Annotated in this window: 20 protein-coding genes; 10 read left to right on the top strand and 10 right to left on the bottom strand. The window is 50.9% G+C overall.

Features of this window, described 5'->3' with window-relative positions:
• Positions 1–24 precede the first annotated feature (24 nt).
• Together LKE13_RS10960 and LKE13_RS10955 are read left to right on the top strand one after the other, a co-directional pair.
• Positions 25–765 (top strand): glycosyltransferase family 2 protein, encoded by a 741-nt coding sequence (locus LKE13_RS10960; protein ID WP_227951244.1) that lies wholly within the window; start codon positions 25–27, stop codon positions 763–765.
• A 21-nt stretch (positions 766–786) separates the two neighbouring features.
• Positions 787–2,832, top strand: a complete 2,046-nt coding sequence (locus tag LKE13_RS10955) for a hypothetical protein (protein ID WP_227951242.1) — start codon at positions 787–789, stop codon at positions 2,830–2,832.
• 17 nt (positions 2,833–2,849) lie between these two features.
• Here the strand turns inward: LKE13_RS10955 and LKE13_RS10950 are convergent, their stop codons facing one another.
• The 7 genes from LKE13_RS10950 to LKE13_RS10920 form a co-directional block, all read right to left on the bottom strand.
• Positions 2,850–3,656 (bottom strand): SDR family NAD(P)-dependent oxidoreductase, encoded by an 807-nt coding sequence (locus LKE13_RS10950; protein ID WP_227951240.1) that lies wholly within the window; start codon positions 3,654–3,656, stop codon positions 2,850–2,852.
• An 8-nt stretch (positions 3,657–3,664) separates the two neighbouring features.
• On the bottom strand, positions 3,665–4,390 hold the full coding sequence (locus LKE13_RS10945; RefSeq protein ID WP_227951238.1) for an SDR family NAD(P)-dependent oxidoreductase: 726 nt from the start codon (positions 4,388–4,390) through the stop codon (positions 3,665–3,667).
• 9 nt (positions 4,391–4,399) lie between these two features.
• The gene (locus LKE13_RS10940) at positions 4,400–6,421 is read right to left on the bottom strand and encodes a B12-binding domain-containing radical SAM protein (RefSeq protein WP_227951236.1); all 2,022 of its coding nucleotides are present in this window, start codon (positions 6,419–6,421) and stop codon (positions 4,400–4,402) included.
• A 224-nt stretch (positions 6,422–6,645) separates the two neighbouring features.
• On the bottom strand, positions 6,646–8,427 hold the full coding sequence (locus LKE13_RS10935; RefSeq protein WP_227951234.1) for a methyl-accepting chemotaxis protein: 1,782 nt from the start codon (positions 8,425–8,427) through the stop codon (positions 6,646–6,648).
• 78 nt (positions 8,428–8,505) lie between these two features.
• Positions 8,506–8,958, bottom strand: coding sequence for a cache domain-containing protein (locus LKE13_RS10930; RefSeq protein WP_227951231.1), 453 nt, complete (start codon positions 8,956–8,958; stop codon positions 8,506–8,508).
• Positions 8,959–9,154: 196 nt separating this feature from the next.
• Positions 9,155–9,829 (bottom strand): ChrR family anti-sigma-E factor, encoded by a 675-nt coding sequence (locus LKE13_RS10925; RefSeq protein WP_227951229.1) that lies wholly within the window; start codon positions 9,827–9,829, stop codon positions 9,155–9,157.
• Positions 9,826–10,443, bottom strand: coding sequence for a sigma-70 family RNA polymerase sigma factor (locus LKE13_RS10920; RefSeq protein ID WP_227951227.1), 618 nt, complete (start codon positions 10,441–10,443; stop codon positions 9,826–9,828). The genes LKE13_RS10925 and LKE13_RS10920 overlap by 4 nt, the downstream gene beginning before the upstream one ends.
• 140 nt (positions 10,444–10,583) lie before the next feature.
• On the opposite strand from LKE13_RS10920, the gene LKE13_RS10915 reads away from it, so the two are divergent.
• From LKE13_RS10915 to LKE13_RS10895, 5 genes are read left to right on the top strand one after another with little or no spacing between them, the layout of a single operon-like run.
• Entirely contained in the window at positions 10,584–11,912 is a 1,329-nt protein-coding gene (locus LKE13_RS10915; RefSeq protein ID WP_227951225.1) for an NAD(P)/FAD-dependent oxidoreductase, read from the top strand.
• Positions 11,834–12,718, top strand: coding sequence for a DUF1365 domain-containing protein (locus LKE13_RS10910; protein ID WP_321576139.1), 885 nt, complete (start codon positions 11,834–11,836; stop codon positions 12,716–12,718). The genes LKE13_RS10915 and LKE13_RS10910 overlap by 79 nt, the downstream gene beginning before the upstream one ends.
• Positions 12,719–13,963 (top strand): SAM-dependent methyltransferase, encoded by a 1,245-nt coding sequence (locus LKE13_RS10905; RefSeq protein WP_227951221.1) that lies wholly within the window; start codon positions 12,719–12,721, stop codon positions 13,961–13,963. It abuts the gene before it with no gap.
• The gene (locus LKE13_RS10900) at positions 13,938–15,272 is read left to right on the top strand and encodes an MFS transporter (RefSeq protein ID WP_227951219.1); all 1,335 of its coding nucleotides are present in this window, start codon (positions 13,938–13,940) and stop codon (positions 15,270–15,272) included. Before LKE13_RS10905 ends, LKE13_RS10900 begins: the two co-directional genes overlap by 26 nt.
• A 15-nt stretch (positions 15,273–15,287) precedes the next feature.
• Positions 15,288–15,824, top strand: a complete 537-nt coding sequence (locus tag LKE13_RS10895) for a DUF3833 domain-containing protein (protein ID WP_227951217.1) — start codon at positions 15,288–15,290, stop codon at positions 15,822–15,824.
• Here LKE13_RS10895 and LKE13_RS10890 read toward each other — a convergent pair.
• From LKE13_RS10890 to LKE13_RS10880, 3 genes are read right to left on the bottom strand one after another with little or no spacing between them, the layout of a single operon-like run.
• The gene (locus LKE13_RS10890) at positions 15,799–16,245 is read right to left on the bottom strand and encodes a nuclear transport factor 2 family protein (RefSeq protein ID WP_227951215.1); all 447 of its coding nucleotides are present in this window, start codon (positions 16,243–16,245) and stop codon (positions 15,799–15,801) included. The genes LKE13_RS10895 and LKE13_RS10890 overlap by 26 nt on opposite strands.
• The gene (locus LKE13_RS10885) at positions 16,242–16,991 is read right to left on the bottom strand and encodes an SDR family NAD(P)-dependent oxidoreductase (RefSeq protein WP_227951213.1); all 750 of its coding nucleotides are present in this window, start codon (positions 16,989–16,991) and stop codon (positions 16,242–16,244) included. Before LKE13_RS10885 ends, LKE13_RS10890 begins: the two co-directional genes overlap by 4 nt.
• Positions 16,988–17,719, bottom strand: coding sequence for a DUF6134 family protein (locus LKE13_RS10880; RefSeq protein ID WP_227951211.1), 732 nt, complete (start codon positions 17,717–17,719; stop codon positions 16,988–16,990). The genes LKE13_RS10885 and LKE13_RS10880 overlap by 4 nt, the downstream gene beginning before the upstream one ends.
• Before the next feature lie 156 nt (positions 17,720–17,875).
• Here LKE13_RS10880 and LKE13_RS10875 point away from each other — a divergent pair, with 156 nt between their 5' ends.
• The 3 genes from LKE13_RS10875 to LKE13_RS10865 are packed head-to-tail and all read left to right on the top strand — an operon-like array spanning position 17,876 to position 22,003.
• Positions 17,876–19,480 carry an AMP-binding protein gene (locus LKE13_RS10875; RefSeq protein WP_227951208.1) on the top strand — a complete coding sequence of 535 codons (1,605 nt, stop codon included), beginning with the start codon at positions 17,876–17,878 and terminating at the stop codon, positions 19,478–19,480.
• Positions 19,481–19,499: 19 nt separating this feature from the next.
• Positions 19,500–21,020, top strand: coding sequence for an acyl--CoA ligase (locus tag LKE13_RS10870; protein ID WP_415776528.1), 1,521 nt, complete (start codon positions 19,500–19,502; stop codon positions 21,018–21,020).
• The gene (locus LKE13_RS10865) at positions 21,020–22,003 is read left to right on the top strand and encodes a 2-dehydropantoate 2-reductase (protein WP_227951204.1); all 984 of its coding nucleotides are present in this window, start codon (positions 21,020–21,022) and stop codon (positions 22,001–22,003) included. The genes LKE13_RS10870 and LKE13_RS10865 overlap by 1 nt, the downstream gene beginning before the upstream one ends.
• Positions 22,004–22,045: the final 42 nt, after the last annotated feature.

Here is a 22,045-nt window from a genome sequence, read left to right as displayed (position 1 = left end):
TAACTAACTGAAAATGATAAAAAAATGATCAGTTTTATTGTTCCGGCTTTTAATGAGGGTAGTGCCATTGCAGATACAGTGGAAACGATCCGCAGCGTCACACGCCTCCATGAAATTGATAACTATGAGATTATTGCCATTGATGATGGCAGTACGGATGATTCCAGAGACATCCTGAGCTCTCTTGCTGCCGTGGATTCCCGGATCGAACCTATATATCACTCGACCAATATGGGACTCGGCCGATCCATCGTTGATGGTGTTCACAAGGCGCGAATGCCACAGTTCATTATCGTACCCGGTGACAATGACATCAGCACGTCCTCACTCAGCCTGATGCTGCATTTCAAAGACGCTGCGGAGATGGTGCTAACCGTCCCGATTAATAAAGAAGCCCGGCCTAATCTGAGGCAGATCATCTCCGCTACCTATCAGATATTGCATAACATATTCTTCGGTACGTCAGTGAGTTACCTGAACGGACCCGGTGTGTGGCCGACCGCGAGAGTCAAAGATCTCAAGCTTATCTCCAACCGCTTCTCAATTATTTCTGAAATGAATGTCAAGCTTTTGACCAAGGGGGTCGAGTTTGCCGAAGTGCCCATCTACCTGCAAGCGGATGAACCCACCCGAGGAACAGTGACTCTCCGTAATCTGGTTGAGGTGGTAAAAGTCTTTTTGATGCTGGTCGTTGAATTGAACCTGAAGCCTGACCGGCCAGAAAAAAAACCACTTAACCGGATTAAAATCAACTTCGGCCGTTAGGTCGTCGGCGAAGGGGCGGGCATGGACAGGATCAAACGTTTTTTTGAAAATTACGAGACTTCGGCCTTCTTCCTGATCGTCGTGCAGCCGGTTTTCTACGCTCCTCTGCGCTTCACTGAGGCTCTCAATCAACGTCGTATTTTCTTTATGTTTTATGCGTTGTTTGCCTGTGCCTTAGTTGCCTGGACATCCAGCCTGTTCTCCGGCCCACTGCCAATCTACACTGCAGAACATGCTATGCTGTATGATTTCGAAAACACGGCATTCCAGCGGCGCATATACATGCTCTACGCGCTTGTTCTTTTCCTCGCGGCACTAATAGGAGCGATAAGCATCCAGGATCCAGCCTTTTCATATTTTTCGGAATTTCGGAAAAAAAACCGACTCGCCATACAGACAATTGTCGCATTAATGATCCTTTCTGTAACCCTTCCGGTTTTTTTCAATTATCTCGGAAGTATTACCGAAAAACGGGCCTTTTGGGCTGTTCTGGGCACTTTGATATTATTCGCCATTTTGCTCCGCAGCACTGAATCAAAACGCGGAGTATGGTTCCTTATTCTTTTCACACTGATTATTTTCTTCCTTTATTTTTTGCTGCCCCTGAAAGCGACCTTTATCGTTCAGAGAGATTATCTATGGGGACTTGACCATCATTGGACAGGTGTCATTGGCGGTGGATTACTCGCCAATATTTTCCCCACAACTTCGACTTCTGCCCTGCCTGAATACGGGATTTATCTGAATAGGTTGATTGCTTACGCCAACACGATGCCGCTCTTTGACGGGTTTGGCGGAACAATAAAGTTTCTCCAGGCTATCAATATCGTCTTCACCCTAATGTTGCTGGTCATACTCATTCAGCGATTTGGAACCCGGCAAATACCGCTTGCCCTGCTCTCTTTCCTGCTCGTTGTTTTTATTATGGCGCCGACGCTGTCATCGGCCTCCCCCACATTGCAGGTGCCGAACCAGGCAACGCTGCGTTTTGTTTTTATCCCCTTCATCCTATTGTTCGTGCCCTTGATGGCATGTGGTCCGGCTATTCTTTGGTGGATAGTAGCAGGAATTTTAAGTGCCATTGCGGCGTCATATAATCTGGAAACCGGGCTGGTCGTCTCGCTTGGTCTTGGTTTCGCGCTTTTTATCCGGTCAATGAGAAACGGCTACCTTATCGTTATTGTCGGCGGCATACTCTTTCTTGCAGCCTTTCTCTGCACCGCATACCTCGCAATTAAAGCGGGCGTGAATGGACAATTTGATCTCGCCGATATGTCGTCCCTGCTCAATCTCTTTGCGGCAGGCTATGGCGGCAAGGAATTCTACTGGTACGCGCCCTTTTTCATCATCATGGCGCATGTTTTCTATCTCTTCATCGGCTGGCTTCGCCGCTCCCGTGAAGATCGTGTTTTATCCAGAAGTGAGCTCCAGTCCATCGCCATCGTCGGCATGATTATAGCCTTTATGCCTTATGTCACCAATCGGTTCTATGCGCAGAACATGTGGATTCCCTATCTTCTCTATCTGCTGCTTATCCTGCCAATGATGACGAAAAAAACCTTACTCGGAAAAGCTCTTTTGTTGTTGTTTGTAATCGGTGTTCTCGCGCCGTCACAGCTGGAACAGTCGACTTTATTCGTAAAAAACCTCAAACAGACATGGACTTTGAAACCGGTGGAGACCTGCCTGAATGGTTTCACCGCGCCAAAGGAAGTCTGCGACTATGTCGGCGGGCAAGTAGCAGAATTAAAGAGCCGCAGCGAGAATGGCGATACAATCTGGATCAGTGCTGCCCCACTCACCTTAGCGACGCTATCAGGTATTGAGCCTTCCTTAAGTCGAGCAGATCCATTTGCTTATGCGCGCACGCCAGCATTTCAAGCTTCTTTGCGAGATGAAATCAAGGCGAAAGCACCCGATCTTATTCTTATCGACAGAGTCGATATACTAAACCCTCTCGGTATTCCGGCCGCCGTCGGCGACTGGCAAAAACGTCTGGTGAAAGAAGCGGGATACCGGATCGATGGAAAATCAGATTTCTGGCTTTATGCAAGGAAAATCAAATAAGGGTAGCTATAGAGTAGTCAGTCAGCTTGACGGGCCCGCAGGCTCGCCCCGAAATTCTCCCGAACGCCCATGCCCCCATCAGCGATCAACACCTGCCCGGTGAGGTAGGACGCATCTTCTGAACAGAGGAAAGAGACAATCGTGCCAATTTCCGCAGCACTCGCCGCACGCTTGAGGGGGACAATCGCCTCAATGATTTTCCTGTTCTCAGGGTTATCGCTGATCTTCATGCCGCCATCACGGTCAACAAGGCCGGGCGCGACCGCATTCACCCGGATACCTTCTGCCCCAAATTGACATGCCAAATAGCGCGTCATCTGCTCTAACCCAGCCTTCGAGACATGATAGGGCCAACTGCATTGCTCAGGGGCAACAGCGGTTGCCGTGACAGAGGAGATATTAACAATGGCGGGCATCGACGCCTTGCGAAGATGCGGCAAAGCCGCCTCCGCCAACCACGCAGTCGCTTGCAGGACAACCTCGGCATGCGCTGGCCAGTCTGGACCGTGAAGTCTTCCGATTTGCGCCTTGTTCCGACCTGGCGCCGCATTATTGATAAGCACATCCAGCGCGCCGAAGCTAGCAATCACGTCATTTACGGCTGAACGACACCCCTCCACCGTAGATATATCAGCCTGGATACTGATGACATGCTGATCTGAGTTGGAAAATGTCGCGGCATAGGCGGCGGCTGTCTCGGCATCTTTATCGACAATGGCGACTCGCGCGCCGCGCTCGACCAGAACCTTGACTATACCCGCACCAATCCCTTGCGCACCGCCGGTGACCAAGGCGACTTTGTCCTGATGCCGTTTAGCGTTCATTTCGTTCCTCACCTAAGATCGCGTAAACCTGGGCGGATCTCGATCCAGTTGACATTGGCTCTCTGATCATTGCGCAACAGGTCACCAATTACCTTTGCAATGTCATCCGGTAGCAGGTGCCAATCCTCATCCTCTACCCCGGCAAATCCCGTTGCCACCGCACCGGGTGCGACCAGACTCACGCCGATCCCGTATTTGCTCAAATCAAGAAAAAGGGCCTCGGAAAAGCCCTGAAGACCGAATTTAGTCGCATTATAGGCAGTCCCTCCTGGAAACGCATAGCGTCCTGCCCGGCTTCCCAGATTTATGATGTTACCCTTTGGCGATTTTTTAAGATAGGGGATTGCCGTTTTGCAGCAGTTGAACACACCATTCAGATTGATGTCGATCATGCTGCGCCAGTCATCTAAGGACATCGCCTCTATATTGGCAATATGCCCGACACCGGCATTATTTACCAACGCATCAAGACCGCCCATCGAGTTTGCCGCCTGATCCATCATCCCGGAGACAGCGTCATAGTCACGAACATCACAGACCGCGCCATCAATCGACGAGGTAGCCACAATATCTGATAATTCACGTTGTGCCGTCGCCAACTTCTCCGCGTTGCGACCGCAAATAAAAACCTGATGACCATCAAGCAGCAATCGTCGCGCTGTAGCAAGACCGATCCCGGCCGTGCCACCTGTAATCAGGACCTTGCTTTTGAAATATTCCCCCACTGTCGGCATAAATTCGCTTTACTGGACCGCGATGGGTTTTCGGAATAGTCGGTGAATATGTGGATACCTCATCAGCATTTTTCCAAGCCCATCGAAGCTATCGCCAAATTCGTCCGCATAATTCTCTATCATCTCACGTTGATGTGGCTGATGTGTCATGGCATATCGTCCCTTGTCGGAGACCTGTATCTGCTGCGGTAAAACCTGAAAAGATTCCTTCTCTGCCGCCACCAGATCGAAGGAAAAATGGTCGCTCTCCTCTTCCAGAATGGTGAGCAGACGATGTTTGCGTAACAAGCTGAACCGCTCCAGGTCGGCAATATAGCTAGCCATCAAATCGTCAAGCCGGTTCAACTCCTCAAGCCAGTCCTTTAAAAGTGCAAACAAAACCCTGTTCATGTCATCGAGCAACAGGAAGAACGATGTCGCCTTCCCCGTGGACATTTCATTGGTCCCGCGCTCATCACTCAGCATTTCATCAATATGGCTGTGAACATGATCGGCTAGACTATCGACATTATCCCAAAGTCTTTCCGATGTGCCGGATTTGAAATCGTCGTACATGGCGGTAATGGCATCGGATAGATTTCGGCGGTTTTCATAGAACCGCAGAATGAAGTCAAACCAAGAAAGGCCCAAAGCCTTGCAGAGCCCCTGAATTTCAGCGAACACCTTGCCATTGTGCAGAATCTCGATCGTCAGATCCAATTCTCGGCAGGCAATATAATCATCGAAGGGCAAGGTCGAATTCGAGACCAGAATTTCTTCAGACTCGACGGCGGTAAAGGTTTCCCCCGCAACTTCATAGCGCCCGAAAGACCGTGGCATAATCCGATATTTGGTCTTCATATTATATTTCTGACGGTTTTCCGGCGTATTGAGAGCCGTTTGCGGCAGCATAATGAGTTGATACATACGGATATTATCAAACCCCATTTCCACGGTATCACGCAACGACTGCGTATGTGCAGTCACTGAATCACCAGGAAGACCCAAAATAAGCTCAGAATAGGTGCCGGTATTAGTAGTGTTTGCCATCTTCCCGGCTTCGGACAGTTTTTCAACGGAGATATTCGACCGAGCGACATTGGCAAGAACCGTTGGATCTGTCGACTGAAGGGATGCCGCCATGCTAACCGCCCCGTTCAACGATTTGACGATATCAACCACCCGTTCTTTCTGGTTTTTACCCGTCGAAACATGGACATACTTCGGGTAGTTATACTTTTCCTGACAGTCCGCGATAATCCGCGCCTTTTCATAATCCTGCTTGAACATGCCAAAATTAGCGTCAGATATATAAAGGTCGCGCGGGCCGCGGACGCGCTCCGAAATATAATGCATCTCGCGCTCAAGCTGCCCTTCGCGCTGGCTGACGAGGTTATAATATTTGCTTCCTTCTGTGCAAAACGCGCATTTAAACGGGCATCCGCGCGTCGTATGGATCATCGGTCCCAGGTTTTCATCGAAAAATTTGTCCATCAAGCCCATCAGGTAGGGTGACGGGACATCCTCCAGATCGAGCCTCGGGAGGGGAGCCCCCTTGACCACCTCATCGTCCACCTTGTAGTGAACATTGCCTATTTCGCGGCGCTCGGCCTTGATGGCATCGACATCGAAGTCCGTCTCAATCAGGGTATCTAGCAACCGAACAAAAGCCTCTTCCCCTTCTTGGACCACATGGAAATCGATATCCGGATTTATGCGCCAGAACTCCGTGACCTCACCTTCTGACAGACCATAATTCGGACCGCCGAAGATCACGACAGTCTCCGGCCAATGCTTTTTGATCACTCGCGCATATTGACGGGAAATATCCTGGTTCCAGGAGTAGTTGGCAAATCCGATAACATCCGGCACGGCGACGTCAATAGCCGCACTCAGGTCCTCAGGGTATTTGAAAAGCTCAACATCAACCCCTTCGGGCTTTTTTTCCAGCAGATAGGCGGCAACCAAGCCAATAGAAAGGGGGAAAACGTTGGAAGAAAGCACCAGACCGTTATGTGTCAGATCGGCGAGATAAATACGAATGTTTGCCATTAGTCCTGCAGTAATCCGGTTTTGATGAAAAGGCGTTAACCTTATACATCCTTCCCCTGGATTTGTCAGAAAAAACTACCTTTTTGCTCAGCTCACGGCGCGTTCAGGAGCATCCCGCAAGGTAAAAGGACGGCAAAGATGATCGCCTTGCTGGTCATTAAAACGGCCCATGATGAATAATCATCATGGGCCGCCATTTAGTTTCTCGATTTCAGGTTGCGCAATTAAGCGGCACGCACCTCTTTGAGGAAGCTCTCAATATCCTGCCGGAGGTTGCCGGAGAGTTCTTCGAGCTTCGTAGACGCTGAGAGTACCTGAGAAGCGGCCGCGCCCGTTTCACCCGCCTTGGCGGAGACTTCGCCGATCTTGGCGGAGACTTGCGATGTACCGCTAGAGGCTTCCTGAACATTTCGGGAAATCTCGTTGGTGGCTGCGCTCTGCTCTTCTATCGCGGAGGAAATACTGACCGTGCTTTCGCGGATCGTATTGATCACGCCATCGATATTCCCGATGGCAGAAACCGCTTCCTCGGTCGCGAACTGCATATCGTTGATCTGCCCACCGATTTCTTCCGTTGCCCGCGCGGTCTGTGTCGCCAGGCTCTTGACTTCAGAGGCAACAACGGCAAAACCCTTGCCTGCCTCCCCGGCGCGTGCGGCCTCAATCGTGGCATTCAACGCGAGCAGGTTCGTCTGACCGGCGATATCATTGATCATATTGACCACTTCGCTGATCTTCCGGGCTGTTTCTGCGAGCTTGGAGACAGAGGTCGTGCTGCTGGCGGCTTCCGTTACCGCCTGCTCAGAGACGTTGTTTGCCTGCTGCACCTGACGGCTGATCTCATTGATAGAAGAGGTCAGCTCTTCGGCCGCAGACGCAACTGTCTGCACATTCGCAGAGGCCTCACCGGATGCAAGGGCAACAGCTTCTGAGAGCTCCTGCGATGCCCCCGCCGTCTGTGTCATTGAATTCGCCGTGGCCTGTAATTCACGAACCGCATGGATAACCGTCTCCAGGACTTCCTGTACACGACCCTCGAAGGTCGCGATCAGGCCAGAGATTTTTTCTGCGCGTTCCTGCTTGGCGGCGTTCTCCGCCTGCTCACGGGCGCGTTCATCCGCTTCCCGCTTGGATTCACGCTCACGTTCAGCACGCTCACGCTCTACCCGTTCCTCTGCCGCCTGCTTAGCTTCCGCTTCAAGGCGCTGCTGCTCTAGGGCATTGTCCTTGAACACCTGTACCGCCCGCGCCATTTCACCTATTTCATCTTTTTGTTCCTGGGAACCGATTTCGACGGTGCTATCCCCTTCAGCCAGCTTTGCCATAACATTGATGATTTCAGCAATTGGCTGTGTGATCATACGCATTGTGACAAATGTAACTGCACAAGAAATAACCAAGGCCAGAATCGCAATTACAACAAACGTGAGTTCAGTGTTATTAATTGCGTTAGTCGCTTCAACAAGGGACGCCTCTCCCATTTCATTCCAGAGGGTTGTCAAATCAGTAAGCGTACCGTACATCGTCCGAAACTGCAGGTCTGTATCCACCATCATAATAACCGCGGTGGAGGTATCGAGTTCCGTCATTTCAACGACTTCGGTAGCGGCAACACCATAGCTTTTTAATTCTTTCAGTGCCTTTGCCAGAATCTCCATTTCAGTTTCGTTGAATTGACCATTTTCAACAGCACCGCTGAAGGATTCCGTCAGCTTGCCAAGCGTCGCTATAACTGTCTGCCGTTCTGCAGCGAGCTTTTCTTCATCGACACCAGCTGTGGTTTCTGAAATCAGACGAAACAATCCACCATTAAACGCTTGTAAATCACGCTGGAAACCGATCGCCTTCCCGATTTTTTGCGTGTCCTGTTTATGCAGGTCGGCCATCTTGGCTTGAGAATTATCTAGCCCGACATAAGCCACTACGCCCAATATGATCAGGGAAGCTACAAAAATCATCGGTGCGATGAATAGTTTGGTTGAAATCTTTAAATTTTTGACGTTCATGAGCCTCTACCTTCTCATTTTACAATACGGTGCGTAGAACGGCCGTTTTTGAGACGACCGTACTACGCGGAGGTTTACTTAGTCGAAGTAACCAATGCCGAAATAAACATCACCTGATCTTTTGACGTAGGTGTGTTTCTGAGCAATTTTCTTGGTTTCAGGATGCGTCCATTTATAGTCGACCCAACCAACACCGGGACCTGTGGCTACAGTCCGCATTTCTGTAACGAAATGTTTGCCGTCTGTGTCCTTCAGCTTTGAAAGATTTTTGCCAACCAATTTTTCGTTAGCGCCGTGAAAGACCAATTTTCCGTTATTAATTTCCGTAACGAAAACATAGAATTCACCCTTGTTAAAATCTCCGCCTTTTTTAGCGAAATCCTGAAAGGCTTGGTCCTGACCAACTGACTCATAATGGCTGACCGCGCCGTCCATCATGTCAACAACAGTGTCTTTTTTCTCATCAGCACTGGCAACGCCCGCAAACAAGAACATGCTCATACCGACAACTAGGGATAAAACTCGAGACATATATTAACTCCTAATAAAATAAATTTTCCGGTTCCTTGTACTTCTCCATCGATTAGTACAATTGAATCTATTAAGAGTTTCCTAATGCAACCCAAAAACCGCCGAACCGTTGAATTCTGATAGATTTCAGCATGAAACAGCCACCCAATTAAGGGGCCGCTGTTTAGTATTCAGGCAGCTGAGGGAAGTTAAAAAATCAGATTCCGAATACCGGCTGAAGCAACCGGCTGAAAAAGCCGGAGAACTTGAGCGGTGCATCAGTTGCAATCAGGCAGATGCAATCCTCCGCGGTATCGGCGACAGGCTGATGATGAACGTCGCTATCCAGATCGGCAATATCGCCAGACTGAAAGCGACCAAGGTCATCGATATAGGAGCCGCGCAGGATCAGTGTGAGTTCCTGCCCAGAATGGCTATGTTCGGGCATGGTCTTGCCCGGGGCAATTTTCAATAGTCGGAGTGTGCCCTTTTTCTTTTCTGACCCGGTTCTGGGTAACGGATAATGGCTGATGCCCGGGATCAATGTCCGCCAGGGAATATCATCAAGGGTCGCAGGCATCCGCTCCGCAAGCGGCATCGGCACGCCCGTATTAGAATAGTCGTGCATGCGGCGCGACTGCTTCTCTGAAATATCCTCTTGTAGAGTGCTGCCCGGGATTGCATCCGCCATCGCTGTTTCTGTCGCGGATAGGGTGGATGTATCTGTCTCCATTAAAAAGAGTCCCGCCATTTCCTCCATCAACTCCTCACTTTCACGGCATTTTGGACAAATCGCCAGATGCGTCGCCACGACGACCGACAGTGAGTCCGCAAGGGTTCCGTTGACATATGCCATCAGCGTGTCATCGCCAATATGATGTCGTATACTCATTGCAAAGCCTCCAGTTCCGCGCGGATCTTACCGAAAGCCAGTCGTATTCTGGACTTTACGGTACCGAGAGGAACTCCTAATAACTCGGCGATTTCGCCGTGCGATTTTTCTTCAAAAAAAGACATCTTTATAATTGTCATCTGTTCCGGCGGCAGCAGGGCCATCGCCTTTTGAATGCGTTCTCTATCCTGTTTCCGACTGACCGCCTGTTCTCCGGTTTCCGGCCCATCCGGCACAAAGCACGGATCTTCCGGGTCAGGTTCAGGGCGGCGTTCCTTGCGCAGTCGGTCAATCTTGACGTTTCTCGCGATCGTGTAGACCCAGGTAGAAGCGGACGCTTTGGAACTGTCGAAAAGTGCAGCTTTACGCCAAACCTTCATCATTGTTTCCTGCATTACATCCTCGGCGGCACTTTCAATCATGCCCCCTTTAATCAGGAAATATTTCAGCCGCGGCGCTAGATCCGCGAACAACCGCTTGAACGCCGTTGGATCCTGATCCTGCCCAATAGCGATGAGATCCCTATCCAAGTCTTGCGGGATTGCCCGCGATCCTGCTGCGTCCTGCCTGATACCATCCGGTGAGGTCATGCTTGCCTTTAATTTACCTGACATCCACAATGTGTCGTGTTTCAGTCTACCCTATTACGGTAGATTTGAATAACCAGATCATTTTAGGTCAAATTTTTTTGTGATCTATCCTGTTAGTTTTCGCGTATCTCATTTAAATCGACGAAAAAACGACGGATATATAAATGAAAAAAATTGCGGTGATCGGTAGCGGTATTTCGGGATTGTCAGCAGCCTGGCTGTTAGCGCAAAATCACGACGTGACCCTGTTCGAGAAAGATGATCGTCTGGGCGGACACAGCAATACCGTTGAAATTGACGGTCAGTTCATAGACACCGGTTTTATTGTATATAACAAATTGAACTACCCTAACCTCGTCGCCTTTTTTGAACAGCTTAATATTGCCACTCAGCAGACAGAAATGTCTTTCAGCGCCTCCCTCGACAACGGGAAACTTGAATATGCCGGCACTTCTCTGGCGGCACTATTTGCCCAGAAATCAAATCTGTTCCGGCCTGCCTATTGGGGAATGATCCGCGACATTCTGAAATTCTATCGCGAAGCACCGGCACTTATGAATCGTGCCGAAACAGAGCATTGGACGTTAAGAAAGTTCCTTGTGCATGGCAGCTATGGACGTCATTTCATTGACAATCACCTGCTGCCAATGGGAGCGGCAATCTGGTCAACCCCCGCAAAAGACATGCTGGACTACCCCGCCGCGGCCTTTATTCGCTTTTGTCAGAACCACGGCCTTTTACAAATTTCGGATCGCCCCGAATGGCGGACTGTTACTGGCGGTAGTCGCCAATATGTCGACCGGATTGCCGAAACTCTCTCGGGCAGCATTCGCCTGAACAGTGCAGTCGCCGCAGTCCATATCGAGAAATCCGGTGTTCATGTCGAATGCAGGGGCGGACATGTGCAACAGTTTGACGATGTCGTGCTTGCCACTCACGCAGATCAGGCTCTCGCCATGATCGCGGAACCAACACCCGCGCAGAAAAAACTTCTGGGGTCTTTCAAGTATGAGAAAAACCTCGCGATCCTCCATACTGATCCATCCCTTATGCCAAAGCGGCGTAAAGCCTGGGCAAGCTGGAACTATATAGGCGGCAATCAGGAAAGTGGCTCTAAAGAGGAGCTTTCTGTGACCTATTGGATGAACCGGCTTCAGGGCCTCCATACAGACAAAGACTATTTTGTGACTCTTAACCCGGCATTTGAACCAAAAGAAGGAACGGTCCTCCGGAGTTTTCCCTACGATCATCCTCTGTTCGATAATTCGGCCATCGCCGCGCAGAAAATGCTGTGGAACCTTCAAGGGCAAAAAAACCTCTGGTTCTGTGGTAGTTATTTCGGTTACGGTTTTCATGAAGATGGTATTCAGTCCGGCCTTGCGATGGCAGAGGAGTTAGGCGGTCACCAGCGGCCATGGTATGTCGACCCGTCTCGTTCGCGTATTCACTTGCCGAAAGACGCAGCCGGACAGCCCTTTGCGAAAGTTGCCTGAGCCCGATGCAAAAAAGCGGCCTTTATAATGGAATAGTGACCCATCGGCGTTTAAGTCCCGTGGGACATCATCTCGACTACCGGATCTTTTATCTGCTCATCGATCTTGATGAACTGGATGATCTGGGGAGAGATATTCCCTTTCTATCCGTCAACAAACGCAACCTTGTCTCTTTTTTCACGAAGGACTTTGGTGATGGCACGCCTACGGATATAAAAGCGCGAATTCTTGAACAGGTAAAACAACAAGGGTTGGCAACGGAGATTTCATCCGTCCGATTACTCTGTATCCCGCGTATATTTGGATACGCCTTCAATCCGCTGAGTACATATTACTGTTTTGACGCGAATGATGATCTCGTCACCCTCGTTTATGAGGTCAGCAATACATTTGGAGAGAAGCACAGCTACATCCTGCCAGCCGGTCCCGCCGATTCAAGAGGGTTGGTGAAGCAAGCTTGTTCAAAGGAATTCTACGTCTCCCCGTTCATGCCGATGGAATGCCGCTATGAATTCTCGGTATTACCTCCCGGAGAGACAATCGCGCTTTCCATCCGACAGTTCCATGAAGGTAAAGCGGTCATGAATGCGTCGTTCGTCGGACAGCGCAGCCCGCTTACTCGTGGCGCCCTTGGCCGTGCGTTGTTCAAGTTTCCGTTTAACAGCCTCAAAGTCATTGTCGGCATCCATTGGGAAGCGCTGAAACTCTGGCTGAAGGGGATGAAACTTGTGGCGCGTCCCAAGAAGAAAGCAGCGAACCCGAAACCGGTTACCCCCTCCATATATGGAAAATATCAGGAGAAGTAGATGACGGATGTCACCCCGCAAACTGACATGATTGCCAGTGATCCGAAGGATCTCATTGCGGCATTTCCCAAACGGACCGACCCTTGGCTCAAAGCCCTGACAATGAGTCTGTCACGAATGGCCGTAGGTCACCTGACCCTTGTCTTGCCGACCGGAGCAAAACTCAAATTTGGATCATTACGCGCAGATGAGCCTGCGGCAACGGTCTTTCTACATAATATCAGGGCAGCCAAGCGTATTCTGAAATCAGGCGATATCGGCCTCGGTGAAAGCTATATGGAGGGTGACTGGTCCAGCCCGGACATAACCGCACTCATAGAACTCGGCTTACTCAATGAAAAAAACCTAAAGTCAGCGATGTTTGGCAAATGGCTTTCGGGGATTGTCAATTTTCTCCAGCATCTGCGCGCGCGCAACAGCCGGACCGGAAGCCGACGAAACATTGCCTATCATTACGATCTTGGCAACGCATTTTACCAAAGCTGGCTGGATGAAACCATGACCTATTCAGCCGCGCTCTTTACTCGAGAAGGACAATCGCTCGCCGAAGCACAGCGCGAAAAATATCGCCGTATCGCTGACATTGCTGGCGTCGATGAGAATGCGAATGTGCTGGAAATTGGTTGCGGATGGGGCGGATTTGCTCGCCTCGCCGCAGAGGAATATAGCGCAAAAGTAGAAGGTATTACCCTATCTGAAGAACAGCTCGCCTATGCGAATGAAAAGTCAGAAAAGTTACCGGTTCCCGCCCGGAATAGCTTCCATTTTCGGGATTATCGAGATCAGGACGGCCAGTTCGACGCCATCGTCTCAATTGAGATGTTCGAAGCCGTAGGGGAAGAAAATTGGGATAGCTACTTTGCTGCCATAAAACGCAATTTAAAAGTTGGCGGACGAGCGGCAATACAGGTTATCACCATTGATGAAAGCCGGTATCAATCCTACCGCAGTTCCGCTGATTTCATTCAGCGATATATCTTTCCGGGCGGTCAACTCCCGTCGAAAACCGCCTTTATCGATGCGGCGGCACGAAACGGCCTGACCGCGCATATCCGGGAGGAATTCGGCGGCGATTACGCAACTACTCTCAAAATCTGGAAAGAAAAATTTCTCGCCAAATGGAATGAGGTCGAAACACAGGGTTTCGATGCGCGTTTCAAGCGCATGTGGGAATTTTATCTGCAATATTGCGAAGCCGGTTTTCGCCAGAAATCAATTGATGTCGTTATCTTCGAACTCCGCTAAATTTTTGCACAAAACGATACTATTCTATGCCCTGCCCGGCTCGGTGATGGCGATGCCGCTGATTCCGGCGTTCGTACTTCTACCCGCATTCTATGCGGAAACAGTGGGGCTCGGCCTCGCGCAGACAGGGATAATTCTCCTGCTGGTGAGGATCAGCGACGTGATCAGCGACCCTGTTGTTGGCTGGCTCTCTGATTATATCCGTCGCTGGCACATGGGGAAAAAGATCCAGATTACTATCGGCGCCGTTATTTGCGGCTCGGCGCTTTATGCCCTTTTTACGCCCTCAGATACGGCGGGCGAACTCTATCTTTTTGTCTGGTATGGGCTGTTGCTTCTTGGATGGACGATCGTTCAGATCCCTTACCTTGCCTGGACAGTGGAACTCACCGGGGACTATAACGCGCGGGTCAATCTTAACGCCGCACGTGAGCTTTCCGGCCTTACCGGCATTCTGGCTCTCAGTATTTTTCTCGTCATCACTGCCGAGTATGGTGCCTCGCAACAGCTTGCCTACGCCGCTATTTTCGTCATTGGCTGCGGCGTTATTGTTTTTCCGTTGCTTCTCAGCCTGCCCACAGGCCGCGTTAAACAACCTCCGCTTAAACTTCTTAACTCCCTGTCCGGCTTGTCCCGAAATCGTCTCTTTTTTCGATTGTTGAGCGCCTGGTTTCTAAGCGGCCTCTCCATCGGCATAGCCACCGCCTGCTTCCCGTTGTTCATAACCCATGTTCTTGAACTACCGGAGGCATATAACTCGTATCTCTTGTTTGTGTATTTCCTGTCCGGAATTCTCGGCATACCTCTCTGGATTTGGCTGAGCGCCCGCATCAGCAAGCATCGAAGCTGGGGTCTCGCCATGGGGGTCGCCTGCCTTGCGTTTCTGACCGTCCCGATGATCGGTGCAGGAGACATTGTTTTCTTTGGTGTCATCTGCCTGATCACTGGGTTTTCCCTTGGCGCCGATCTTGCCCTACCACCGGCCATGCAATCCGATATCGCCGACTGGGATAATTATCTCAATCACCGCGACCGCTCTTCCTTCCTATTCGCGCTCTGGAGCATGGCGACGAAGCTGTCTCTCGGACTCGGCGTTGCCGCCGCGTTCCTGATCCTGGGTCAGGGTGAAACGAGTATGTCGCCAACTACTACCGAAATCGATCCATTTAGACTTGCGGTGATCTATGGCTGGCTTCCCGCCGTATTAAAGATAGCGGCTGTCGCACTGATGTGGGGATACCCCCTGACAGCCCAACAGCAGCAAGCAATTAATTTACGGCTCCAGCGACGCAACCAGTCACTCGCTTAGCCCGGTGAGGATAATATGATCAAAGGCTTAATGGTGGCGATCACCTTGACGATTTTAGCAGGATGTAGTGGGATGAAGGCGGAACAATTCGCGGAAGCAACCCCTCCTCTCGAACTTTTCGATTATTTCGAGGGCCAGACGAAGGCCTGGGGCATCTTCGAAGACCGGTTCGGCAATCTCCGCCGTCAATTTGAAGTAACGATCAATGGAAAGGTCGAGGGCGATACGCTGATACTGGATGAGTATTTCGTCTATCGCGATGGCGAAACGGACCGGCGCGTGTGGACCATCCAGCGCGAAGGCGACCATCACTATTCAGGGACTGCTGGCGATGTTATCGGTACGGCTGAGGGTGTGCATTATGGGAACGCGCTCAACTGGCGTTATGACATGGATTTAAAGGTAGGCGAAAATGTCTGGCGCGTTGCTTTTGATGATTGGCTATATCGTCAACCGGGCGGAGTGATCATCAATCGCGCAACAGTGACACGGTGGGGCTTCACCATCGGGACGGTAACGCTCTTCTTCAAGAAAGACGAAGTTTCTTCCTGATCAGTCGCAACACACCGCCAAGCAGGGGAACCTTTTCGTAAAAATGCGAGGCTGCGTCCCAATAGTCAACATGGCGGATTATCAAACCTGCCTCATCGAAATAAATTTCTGATAGTCCTTCAAAATTGAGGTTGCCAATCTTGTGTGCGTCGCCCGCAAATTGCCATTTCAATATCGCCGTCTGGCCGTCCTCCTCCCAGTAGCTTGCGCTGATCTTGAACGCCGGATGATCCATATCGTCGAACATTTGTTTGAACAGGCGTTTAACGTCTCGGCGGTTGGTCAGATGGTTGAACGGGTCTTCAAAGGAGAAACCTTCCGACGTCAAATTGTCGAGATCATCAATTGTTTGCAGCGTCAACGTCTCAAAATAACGGATATAGGCCGCAAGCCGGTCCTGATGCGTCTTGGGGACAGTCATCCACTGGTTCCTTTTCGGATAAGCGGCAGAGAAATCACGTAAGGGAGCATCCGGATGAATTTCAGGATATAGGCAAAGCGTCTCGGAAAGGTAATCTCAAATGCATTCCCTTCTATCCCTTTTATCATGCTAGCCGCTGCATCTTCTACTTCCATCAGGAAGGGCATGGGGAAATTGTTTCCGGCAGTAAGCGGCGTTTTGACGAAGCCTGGATTGACAAGCTGGATCGTCACACCACTTCCCATCAATTCCACCCGCAAGGCTTCACATAGATTAATCAGCGCTGCTTTGGTTGGCCCATAGGCAAGCGATAGCGGCAACCCCTGATACCCGGCGACCGAGGCGACAACCACAATCTTTCCGGATCCGTCACTAAGGTAATGCGGCAGGATTCGTTCAATGAGCCGAACAACGCCAGAATAGTTTACATCCATCACCTCCATGGCCTTATCAGCGGAGAAATGATCGAAAGACATTGGCGCATAAGCTCCTGCATTCAGAATAACTGTCTTGGGTCCCTCTCCATCCGCAAAGAGTTGGTAGGTTGCAAGCTTGACCGAACATTCATCCATTACGTCAAGTGGCACTGATTTAATCAAATCAGGTTTAAACGTGACAACCTCATTTAGTTTTTCCTTGCTGCGGGCGCTGATTATCACCTCTACGCCTTTATCCGCATATTGCAAGGCAACCTCGCGGCCGATCCCGCTGCTGGCGCCAACAATCCAAATGGCATTGTTTGTCATTCGTTCAATCCGACTTCCACAGGGCAGGTTTCGCAAAAATATACCATATCCGAATTGTCTTCAGCCTTGAATGCCATTTTAACCCAACGCCCTTTGCGATCATACCAAGACATCAGCGTCAACTCTCCGTCATAGACATAACGGGTCGCCCGAACAGTGCCGCCGCGAACGGGCACCGTTTCCTCACCTGTGTCAGTGATCGTAACGTTGTTCATTTTCCCGGTCAGCGTATTAAAAAGGCGGGATTGATCAAGAACACCTTTATGCCAATGATTTGTCGGATAGACTTCCGGATGAGATGTCGTAGCGTGAACTTCGCCATTCACTACAAATGCAGCCACATGACGCATCCCGCGTATTTTTGAGTTTGTGCCATCATCATTTATCCTGATGTCAATGGCCGTCAGCTTGCCTTCCGACCAAATAGCCTCACTCTCGTAATCAAAACGGTAAAGAGAGATACCAAGGAACTTAACTTCAATATTTAATTCACTATCAACTCGATAGGCATCCCCCACTCTCTCGAAAGAGACCATATGCTTGCCAACTGGAACACCATCACGATGCACGGAAAATTCATGCCTCTCGCCATACAGGCTTAACGGATCAACGGCACGATCCGACGATGCCGCCGCGCCGTGGATCCCGATCATCATCATTAATAAAAGAAGTACTCGCAGATCAAAAAAAGCGTGCCTAAACCGTCTAATATATTTACCATCGGTCATGAGTTATCTCCCGTTTGATGGATATACATTTTATACGGTGCCGCGATCGGTTCGGATCATTTCATAATGCGGAAAAGGCAGCGAATGGATACGAGAAGCTGGCGTTCATCCCGTTTCCTTTTTATGATTTATAAAAAATAAAAAGGTAGTTGAGAAATGAGTCTTATTGAAACCATCGCACAATCCCATAAATCCATGGTCGAAGGTCGGGATATTCCTTGGCTGCTGCGCCAATGGGTTGAGCGTTGCCCAGATAAACCTTTTATAATTTGGGAACCATTTGATGGTGCATCCCAATCTTTCACCTATGCCAACTTTGCGGCACGTGTGGAACGAGTTGCCGCCGCTCTGCACAAGAACGGCGTTGTTCTGGGCGATAAGGTCATGCTTCACCTGGACAACAGCCCGGAATTTCTGATTTCCTGGTTCGCTTGTGCGCATATCGGCGCAGTTGCTGTCTCCACCAACACCAGATCCGTCGCCCGGGACATGACCTATTTTGCGGATCATGCCCAGATTGTCGCCGCTATCACGCAGCCGTCCTTCGCCAAGCTTGTGCATGACTCCGCTCCCGGCATCAAAATTCTGGCCGTTACGAATAACGACGCAGGGGCGCCAGCGGACGTGCCTGCTGATCTCCCTCATATCCCCTTCAGCGCCTTACTTGCCGAGACATCCCCCTGCCCGCAACGCGCCGCTGACCCTTTCGCGGATCTTGGTGTGCAATTCACATCCGGCACGACGTCAAGGCCGAAAGCCGTCCTTTGGACTCATGCCAATGCGATCTGGGGAGCGCAGATGAATGTCGTGCATATGCGGCTTCGGCATGAGGATGTCTGCATGGCTTTTCTTCCGATGTTTCACACAAATGCGCAGTCCTACTCGATGCTGAGCACCTTGTGGATCGGCGGCACGATTGTCATGCAGCCAAAATTCTCTGCATCGCGCTTCTGGGACGTTGCCCGGCGAAACAAATGCACCTGGGCCTCCATAATCCGCTTCTGTGTCAGCGCCCTGCTCGCAAAGGACCCGCCGTCAGATCACAGTTTCCGGTTCTGGGGCGCGGGTATTCGCATTCCACAGGTCGAAGAAATTTACGGTATAAAGACATTGGGCTGGTGGGGTATGACAGAGACCATTACTCAAGGCATCGTTAGCGATATGGACCATGCCGGACCCGCCACAGGGATCGGCCGTGTCTCACCCGGATTTAACATTGATATTCGCGATCCTGATGGCTGTCATATCAAGCCCGGCGAACGTGGATTGCTCTATATTCGCGGGGTACGCGGGGTTAGCCTGTTCAAGGAGTATTTCCGTAATCCCGAGGCAAATGCGAAATCTTTCGATGAGGACGGTTGGTTCGAGACCGGGGATTACGCCCGAATGGATGAAAATGGCGATCTTTTCTTCGGAGATCGCGAGAAAGACATGCTGAAAATCGGCGCCGAAAATGTTGCCGCATCTGAAATTGAAGCCGTGGTAATGGAAACCGGCTGGGTCGAGGAATGTGCCGTTGTCGGGCAGAAGCACTATATGCTGGACGAGGTCCCGGTTGTTTTTCTCATCCCGAAAGCCGGAGCACCGGACGATCTGAAACACGCGATTATCGACTCCTGCAAGAAGAACCTTGCCGATTTCAAGGTTGTCCGCGATGTTATCATTCTAGATGATTTTCCGCGTTCGACCTTGGAGAAGATTGCCAAGAACGAGCTTCGAGAAAGACTGCCGGCGATTGAATCGGAAACCCAAGCAGGATAATCCGGAAAGAAGAATGCCAATGACAAATGCGACGACAATGCTCGATCTTATCAACTCTGGTGCTGGCGAAGATGCAGCCATCGGTGCGCCGGGCCGCCCTTCCCTTACTTATGCCGGCCTTAACGAACTGAGTGCCAACGTGATTGAAAGGCTCAACAGTCTTGGTATTGGACGTGGGGATCGGGTTGCGATTGTCCTGCCGAACGGCCCGGAAATGGCGAGCGCCTTTGTCACCGTCGCTTCTGCCGCTACCACAGCGCCACTCAATCCCGACTATAAGGCTGAGGAGTTTGAGTTTTATCTGGATGATCTTAAAGCCAAAGCATTGATCGTCGAGAAAGGCAGCACGAGCCCAGCAGTTAATGTCGCGAAAAAACTCGGCGTTATGGTGATTGAACTTACCGTGCCTGAGAAGGCCGCCGCTGGCTCATTTCAGTTGGCAGGTGACCCCATTGGGAATGCGACCTCACCGGGTCCGGCCAAAGCGGATGACATCGCGCTGATCTTGCATACGTCCGGCACAACGTCGCGACCGAAAATTGTCCCGCTCAGCCATCAGAATGTTACGGCATCCGCACGCAATATTGCCCGTTCGTTGGCGCTGACGCCTGCGGATAAATGCCTCAACATCATGCCGCTCTTTCATATTCACGGACTTATTGCGGCGGTGCTGTCCTCCCTGAAGGCAGGCGCAAGCGTGACCTGTACGCCAGGTTTCAATGCCTTGAAAATTTTTGGGTGGATCAGTGAAGAAAAACCGACATGGTATACAGCGGTTCCCACCATGCATCAGGCCATTCTTGCGCGCGGGGCTCGCAACGCGGATATCATTGATGCCGCCCAGCTTCGCTTTATCCGCTCTTCCTCCGCCTCTCTTCCCCCGCAGGTCATGACGGCGCTGGAGGATATGTGGAACTGCCCGGTCATTGAAGCATACGGCATGACCGAAGCTGCCCATCAAATGGCGGCAAACCCGTTGCCACCGGCAAAACGCATTCCCGGCAGCGTCGGTATTGCCTCAGGGCCAGAGATCGCCATTATGTCCGAAGGTGGAGACCTGCTCAAATCCGGTGAAACCGGCGAGATTGTCATTCGCGGAGAGAACGTCACACAAGGATATGAAAATAACCCAAAAGCCAATGCAGAGGGTTTCAGTGGAGGCTGGTTTCGCACCGGCGATCAGGGCATATTGTCTGCAGATGGATATCTTTCCCTTACCGGTCGGCTGAAGGAAATTATCAACCGCGGGGGCGAGAAAATCTCACCGCGAGAAGTCGATGAAATACTGATGAACCATCCGGCTGTAGAACAGGTTGTGACTTTTGCCATCCCCCATGAAAAGCTAGGCGAAGATGTTGCGGCGGCGGTCGTTTTAAAGGATGATCAGCAGGCGACAGAGGCAGAACTTCGAGACTTCGCGGCGAAGAGCCTCGCAGCTTTTAAGGTACCGCGCAGCATCACGCTGCTGGATGAAATCCCGAAAGGGGCTACAGGTAAACTACAACGGATCGGCCTCGCCGAGAAACTGGGATTAGCGTAATGAAAATTTGTATTTATGGCGCGGGCGCAATTGGCGGGCTGGTTGGTGCACTGCTGGCACGGAAAGGCGAGACGGAAGTCTCTCTTATCGCGCGGGGGCCGCATTTGGCCGCTATTCGCGAAAGGGGCCTGACAATCAACGGGCCGGAAGAAAGCTTCACCATTGAAAATATAACGGCGACGGATAATCCGGCTGAACTCGGCCCGCAGGACTATGTCATCATCGCCCTGAAAGCCCATTCAATCGGGGGCATCGTGGATAAGCTTCAGCCTCTTCTCGGCCCTGAGACGGCCGTCGTCACCGCGCAAAACGGCGTTCCTTGGTGGTATTTTTATGGTCTTAAAGGCGACAAAGAGAACCAGCGCGTCAAATCGGTCGATCCGGACGGATCAATCTGGGACGGGATCGGCCCGGAACGTGCCATCGGCGCGGTTATCTATCAGGCTGCTGAAGTCACCGAACCAGGTGTTATCTCGCAAATGGCCGGAGATCGCTTCCCTGTAGGAGAACCGACCGGAGAACGAACGGAACGTGTTACGACGCTTTCAAAGCTGTTGATCAGTGCCGGGCTCAAAGCACCGGTACGTACCGATATCCGCTCCGATATCTGGGTTAAGCTTTGGGGGAACCTTAGTTTCAATCCGATTTCTGCTTTGACCGGAGAGACCCTCGACAAAATAACCGGCGATCCGGATACTCGCGCCATTGCGCGCAAAATGATGGTTGAAGCGCAGGCCATTGGTGAGGCCCTTGGCGTAAACTACCCCATTAATGTAGATAAGCGTATTGAAGGCTCCTCAAAAGTGGGGCCACACAAAACTTCAATGCTGGTTGACTTGGAAAACCGCCGACCAATGGAGATTGATGCTTTGGTGACCGCGGTCCAGGAACTCGGGGCTATTACCGGCAATGAAACGCCGACGATCGATACGGTCGCCGCTTTGGTCCGACAAATGGCGCGGCGGGTCGGTTGTCTCAACTAGTCAGGCAATAATTAAACATATCTTACTGATTTTTAAATCTAA

This window comes from Sneathiella sp. HT1-7 (genome assembly GCF_020731145.1).
GTDB lineage: Bacteria > Pseudomonadota > Alphaproteobacteria > Sneathiellales > Sneathiellaceae > Sneathiella.
Note: the sequence above shows the minus strand (reverse complement) of the source record. Positions and strands in the feature narration are given on the sequence as shown.

Bases quoted from the DNA above. Each gene is read 5' to 3' on its own strand.
- LKE13_RS10960 (WP_227951244.1), top strand. From the start codon at position 25: ATGATCAGTTTTATTGTTCCGGCTTTTAATGAGGGTAGTGCCATTGCA.
- LKE13_RS10870 (WP_415776528.1), top strand. From the start codon at position 19,500: ATGACAAATGCGACGACAATGCTCGATCTTATCAACTCTGGTGCTGGC.
- LKE13_RS10865 (WP_227951204.1), top strand. From the start codon at position 21,020: ATGAAAATTTGTATTTATGGCGCGGGCGCAATTGGCGGGCTGGTTGGT.
- LKE13_RS10885 (WP_227951213.1), bottom strand. From the start codon at position 16,991: ATGACAAACAATGCCATTTGGATTGTTGGCGCCAGCAGCGGGATCGGC.
- LKE13_RS10930 (WP_227951231.1), bottom strand. From the start codon at position 8,958: ATGTCTCGAGTTTTATCCCTAGTTGTCGGTATGAGCATGTTCTTGTTT.
- LKE13_RS10920 (WP_227951227.1), bottom strand. From the start codon at position 10,443: ATGTCAGGTAAATTAAAGGCAAGCATGACCTCACCGGATGGTATCAGG.
- LKE13_RS10900 (WP_227951219.1), top strand. From the start codon at position 13,938: ATGTCGTTATCTTCGAACTCCGCTAAATTTTTGCACAAAACGATACTA.
- LKE13_RS10890 (WP_227951215.1), bottom strand. From the start codon at position 16,245: ATGACTGTCCCCAAGACGCATCAGGACCGGCTTGCGGCCTATATCCGT.
- LKE13_RS10955 (WP_227951242.1), top strand. From the start codon at position 787: ATGGACAGGATCAAACGTTTTTTTGAAAATTACGAGACTTCGGCCTTC.
- LKE13_RS10895 (WP_227951217.1), top strand. From the start codon at position 15,288: ATGATCAAAGGCTTAATGGTGGCGATCACCTTGACGATTTTAGCAGGA.
- LKE13_RS10935 (WP_227951234.1), bottom strand. From the start codon at position 8,427: ATGAACGTCAAAAATTTAAAGATTTCAACCAAACTATTCATCGCACCG.
- LKE13_RS10880 (WP_227951211.1), bottom strand. From the start codon at position 17,719: ATGACCGATGGTAAATATATTAGACGGTTTAGGCACGCTTTTTTTGAT.
- LKE13_RS10910 (WP_321576139.1), top strand. From the start codon at position 11,834: ATGGTATGTCGACCCGTCTCGTTCGCGTATTCACTTGCCGAAAGACGC.
- LKE13_RS10950 (WP_227951240.1), bottom strand. From the start codon at position 3,656: ATGAACGCTAAACGGCATCAGGACAAAGTCGCCTTGGTCACCGGCGGT.
- LKE13_RS10915 (WP_227951225.1), top strand. From the start codon at position 10,584: ATGAAAAAAATTGCGGTGATCGGTAGCGGTATTTCGGGATTGTCAGCA.
- LKE13_RS10940 (WP_227951236.1), bottom strand. From the start codon at position 6,421: ATGGCAAACATTCGTATTTATCTCGCCGATCTGACACATAACGGTCTG.
- LKE13_RS10925 (WP_227951229.1), bottom strand. From the start codon at position 9,829: ATGAGTATACGACATCATATTGGCGATGACACGCTGATGGCATATGTC.
- LKE13_RS10905 (WP_227951221.1), top strand. From the start codon at position 12,719: ATGACGGATGTCACCCCGCAAACTGACATGATTGCCAGTGATCCGAAG.
- LKE13_RS10945 (WP_227951238.1), bottom strand. From the start codon at position 4,390: ATGCCGACAGTGGGGGAATATTTCAAAAGCAAGGTCCTGATTACAGGT.
- LKE13_RS10875 (WP_227951208.1), top strand. From the start codon at position 17,876: ATGAGTCTTATTGAAACCATCGCACAATCCCATAAATCCATGGTCGAA.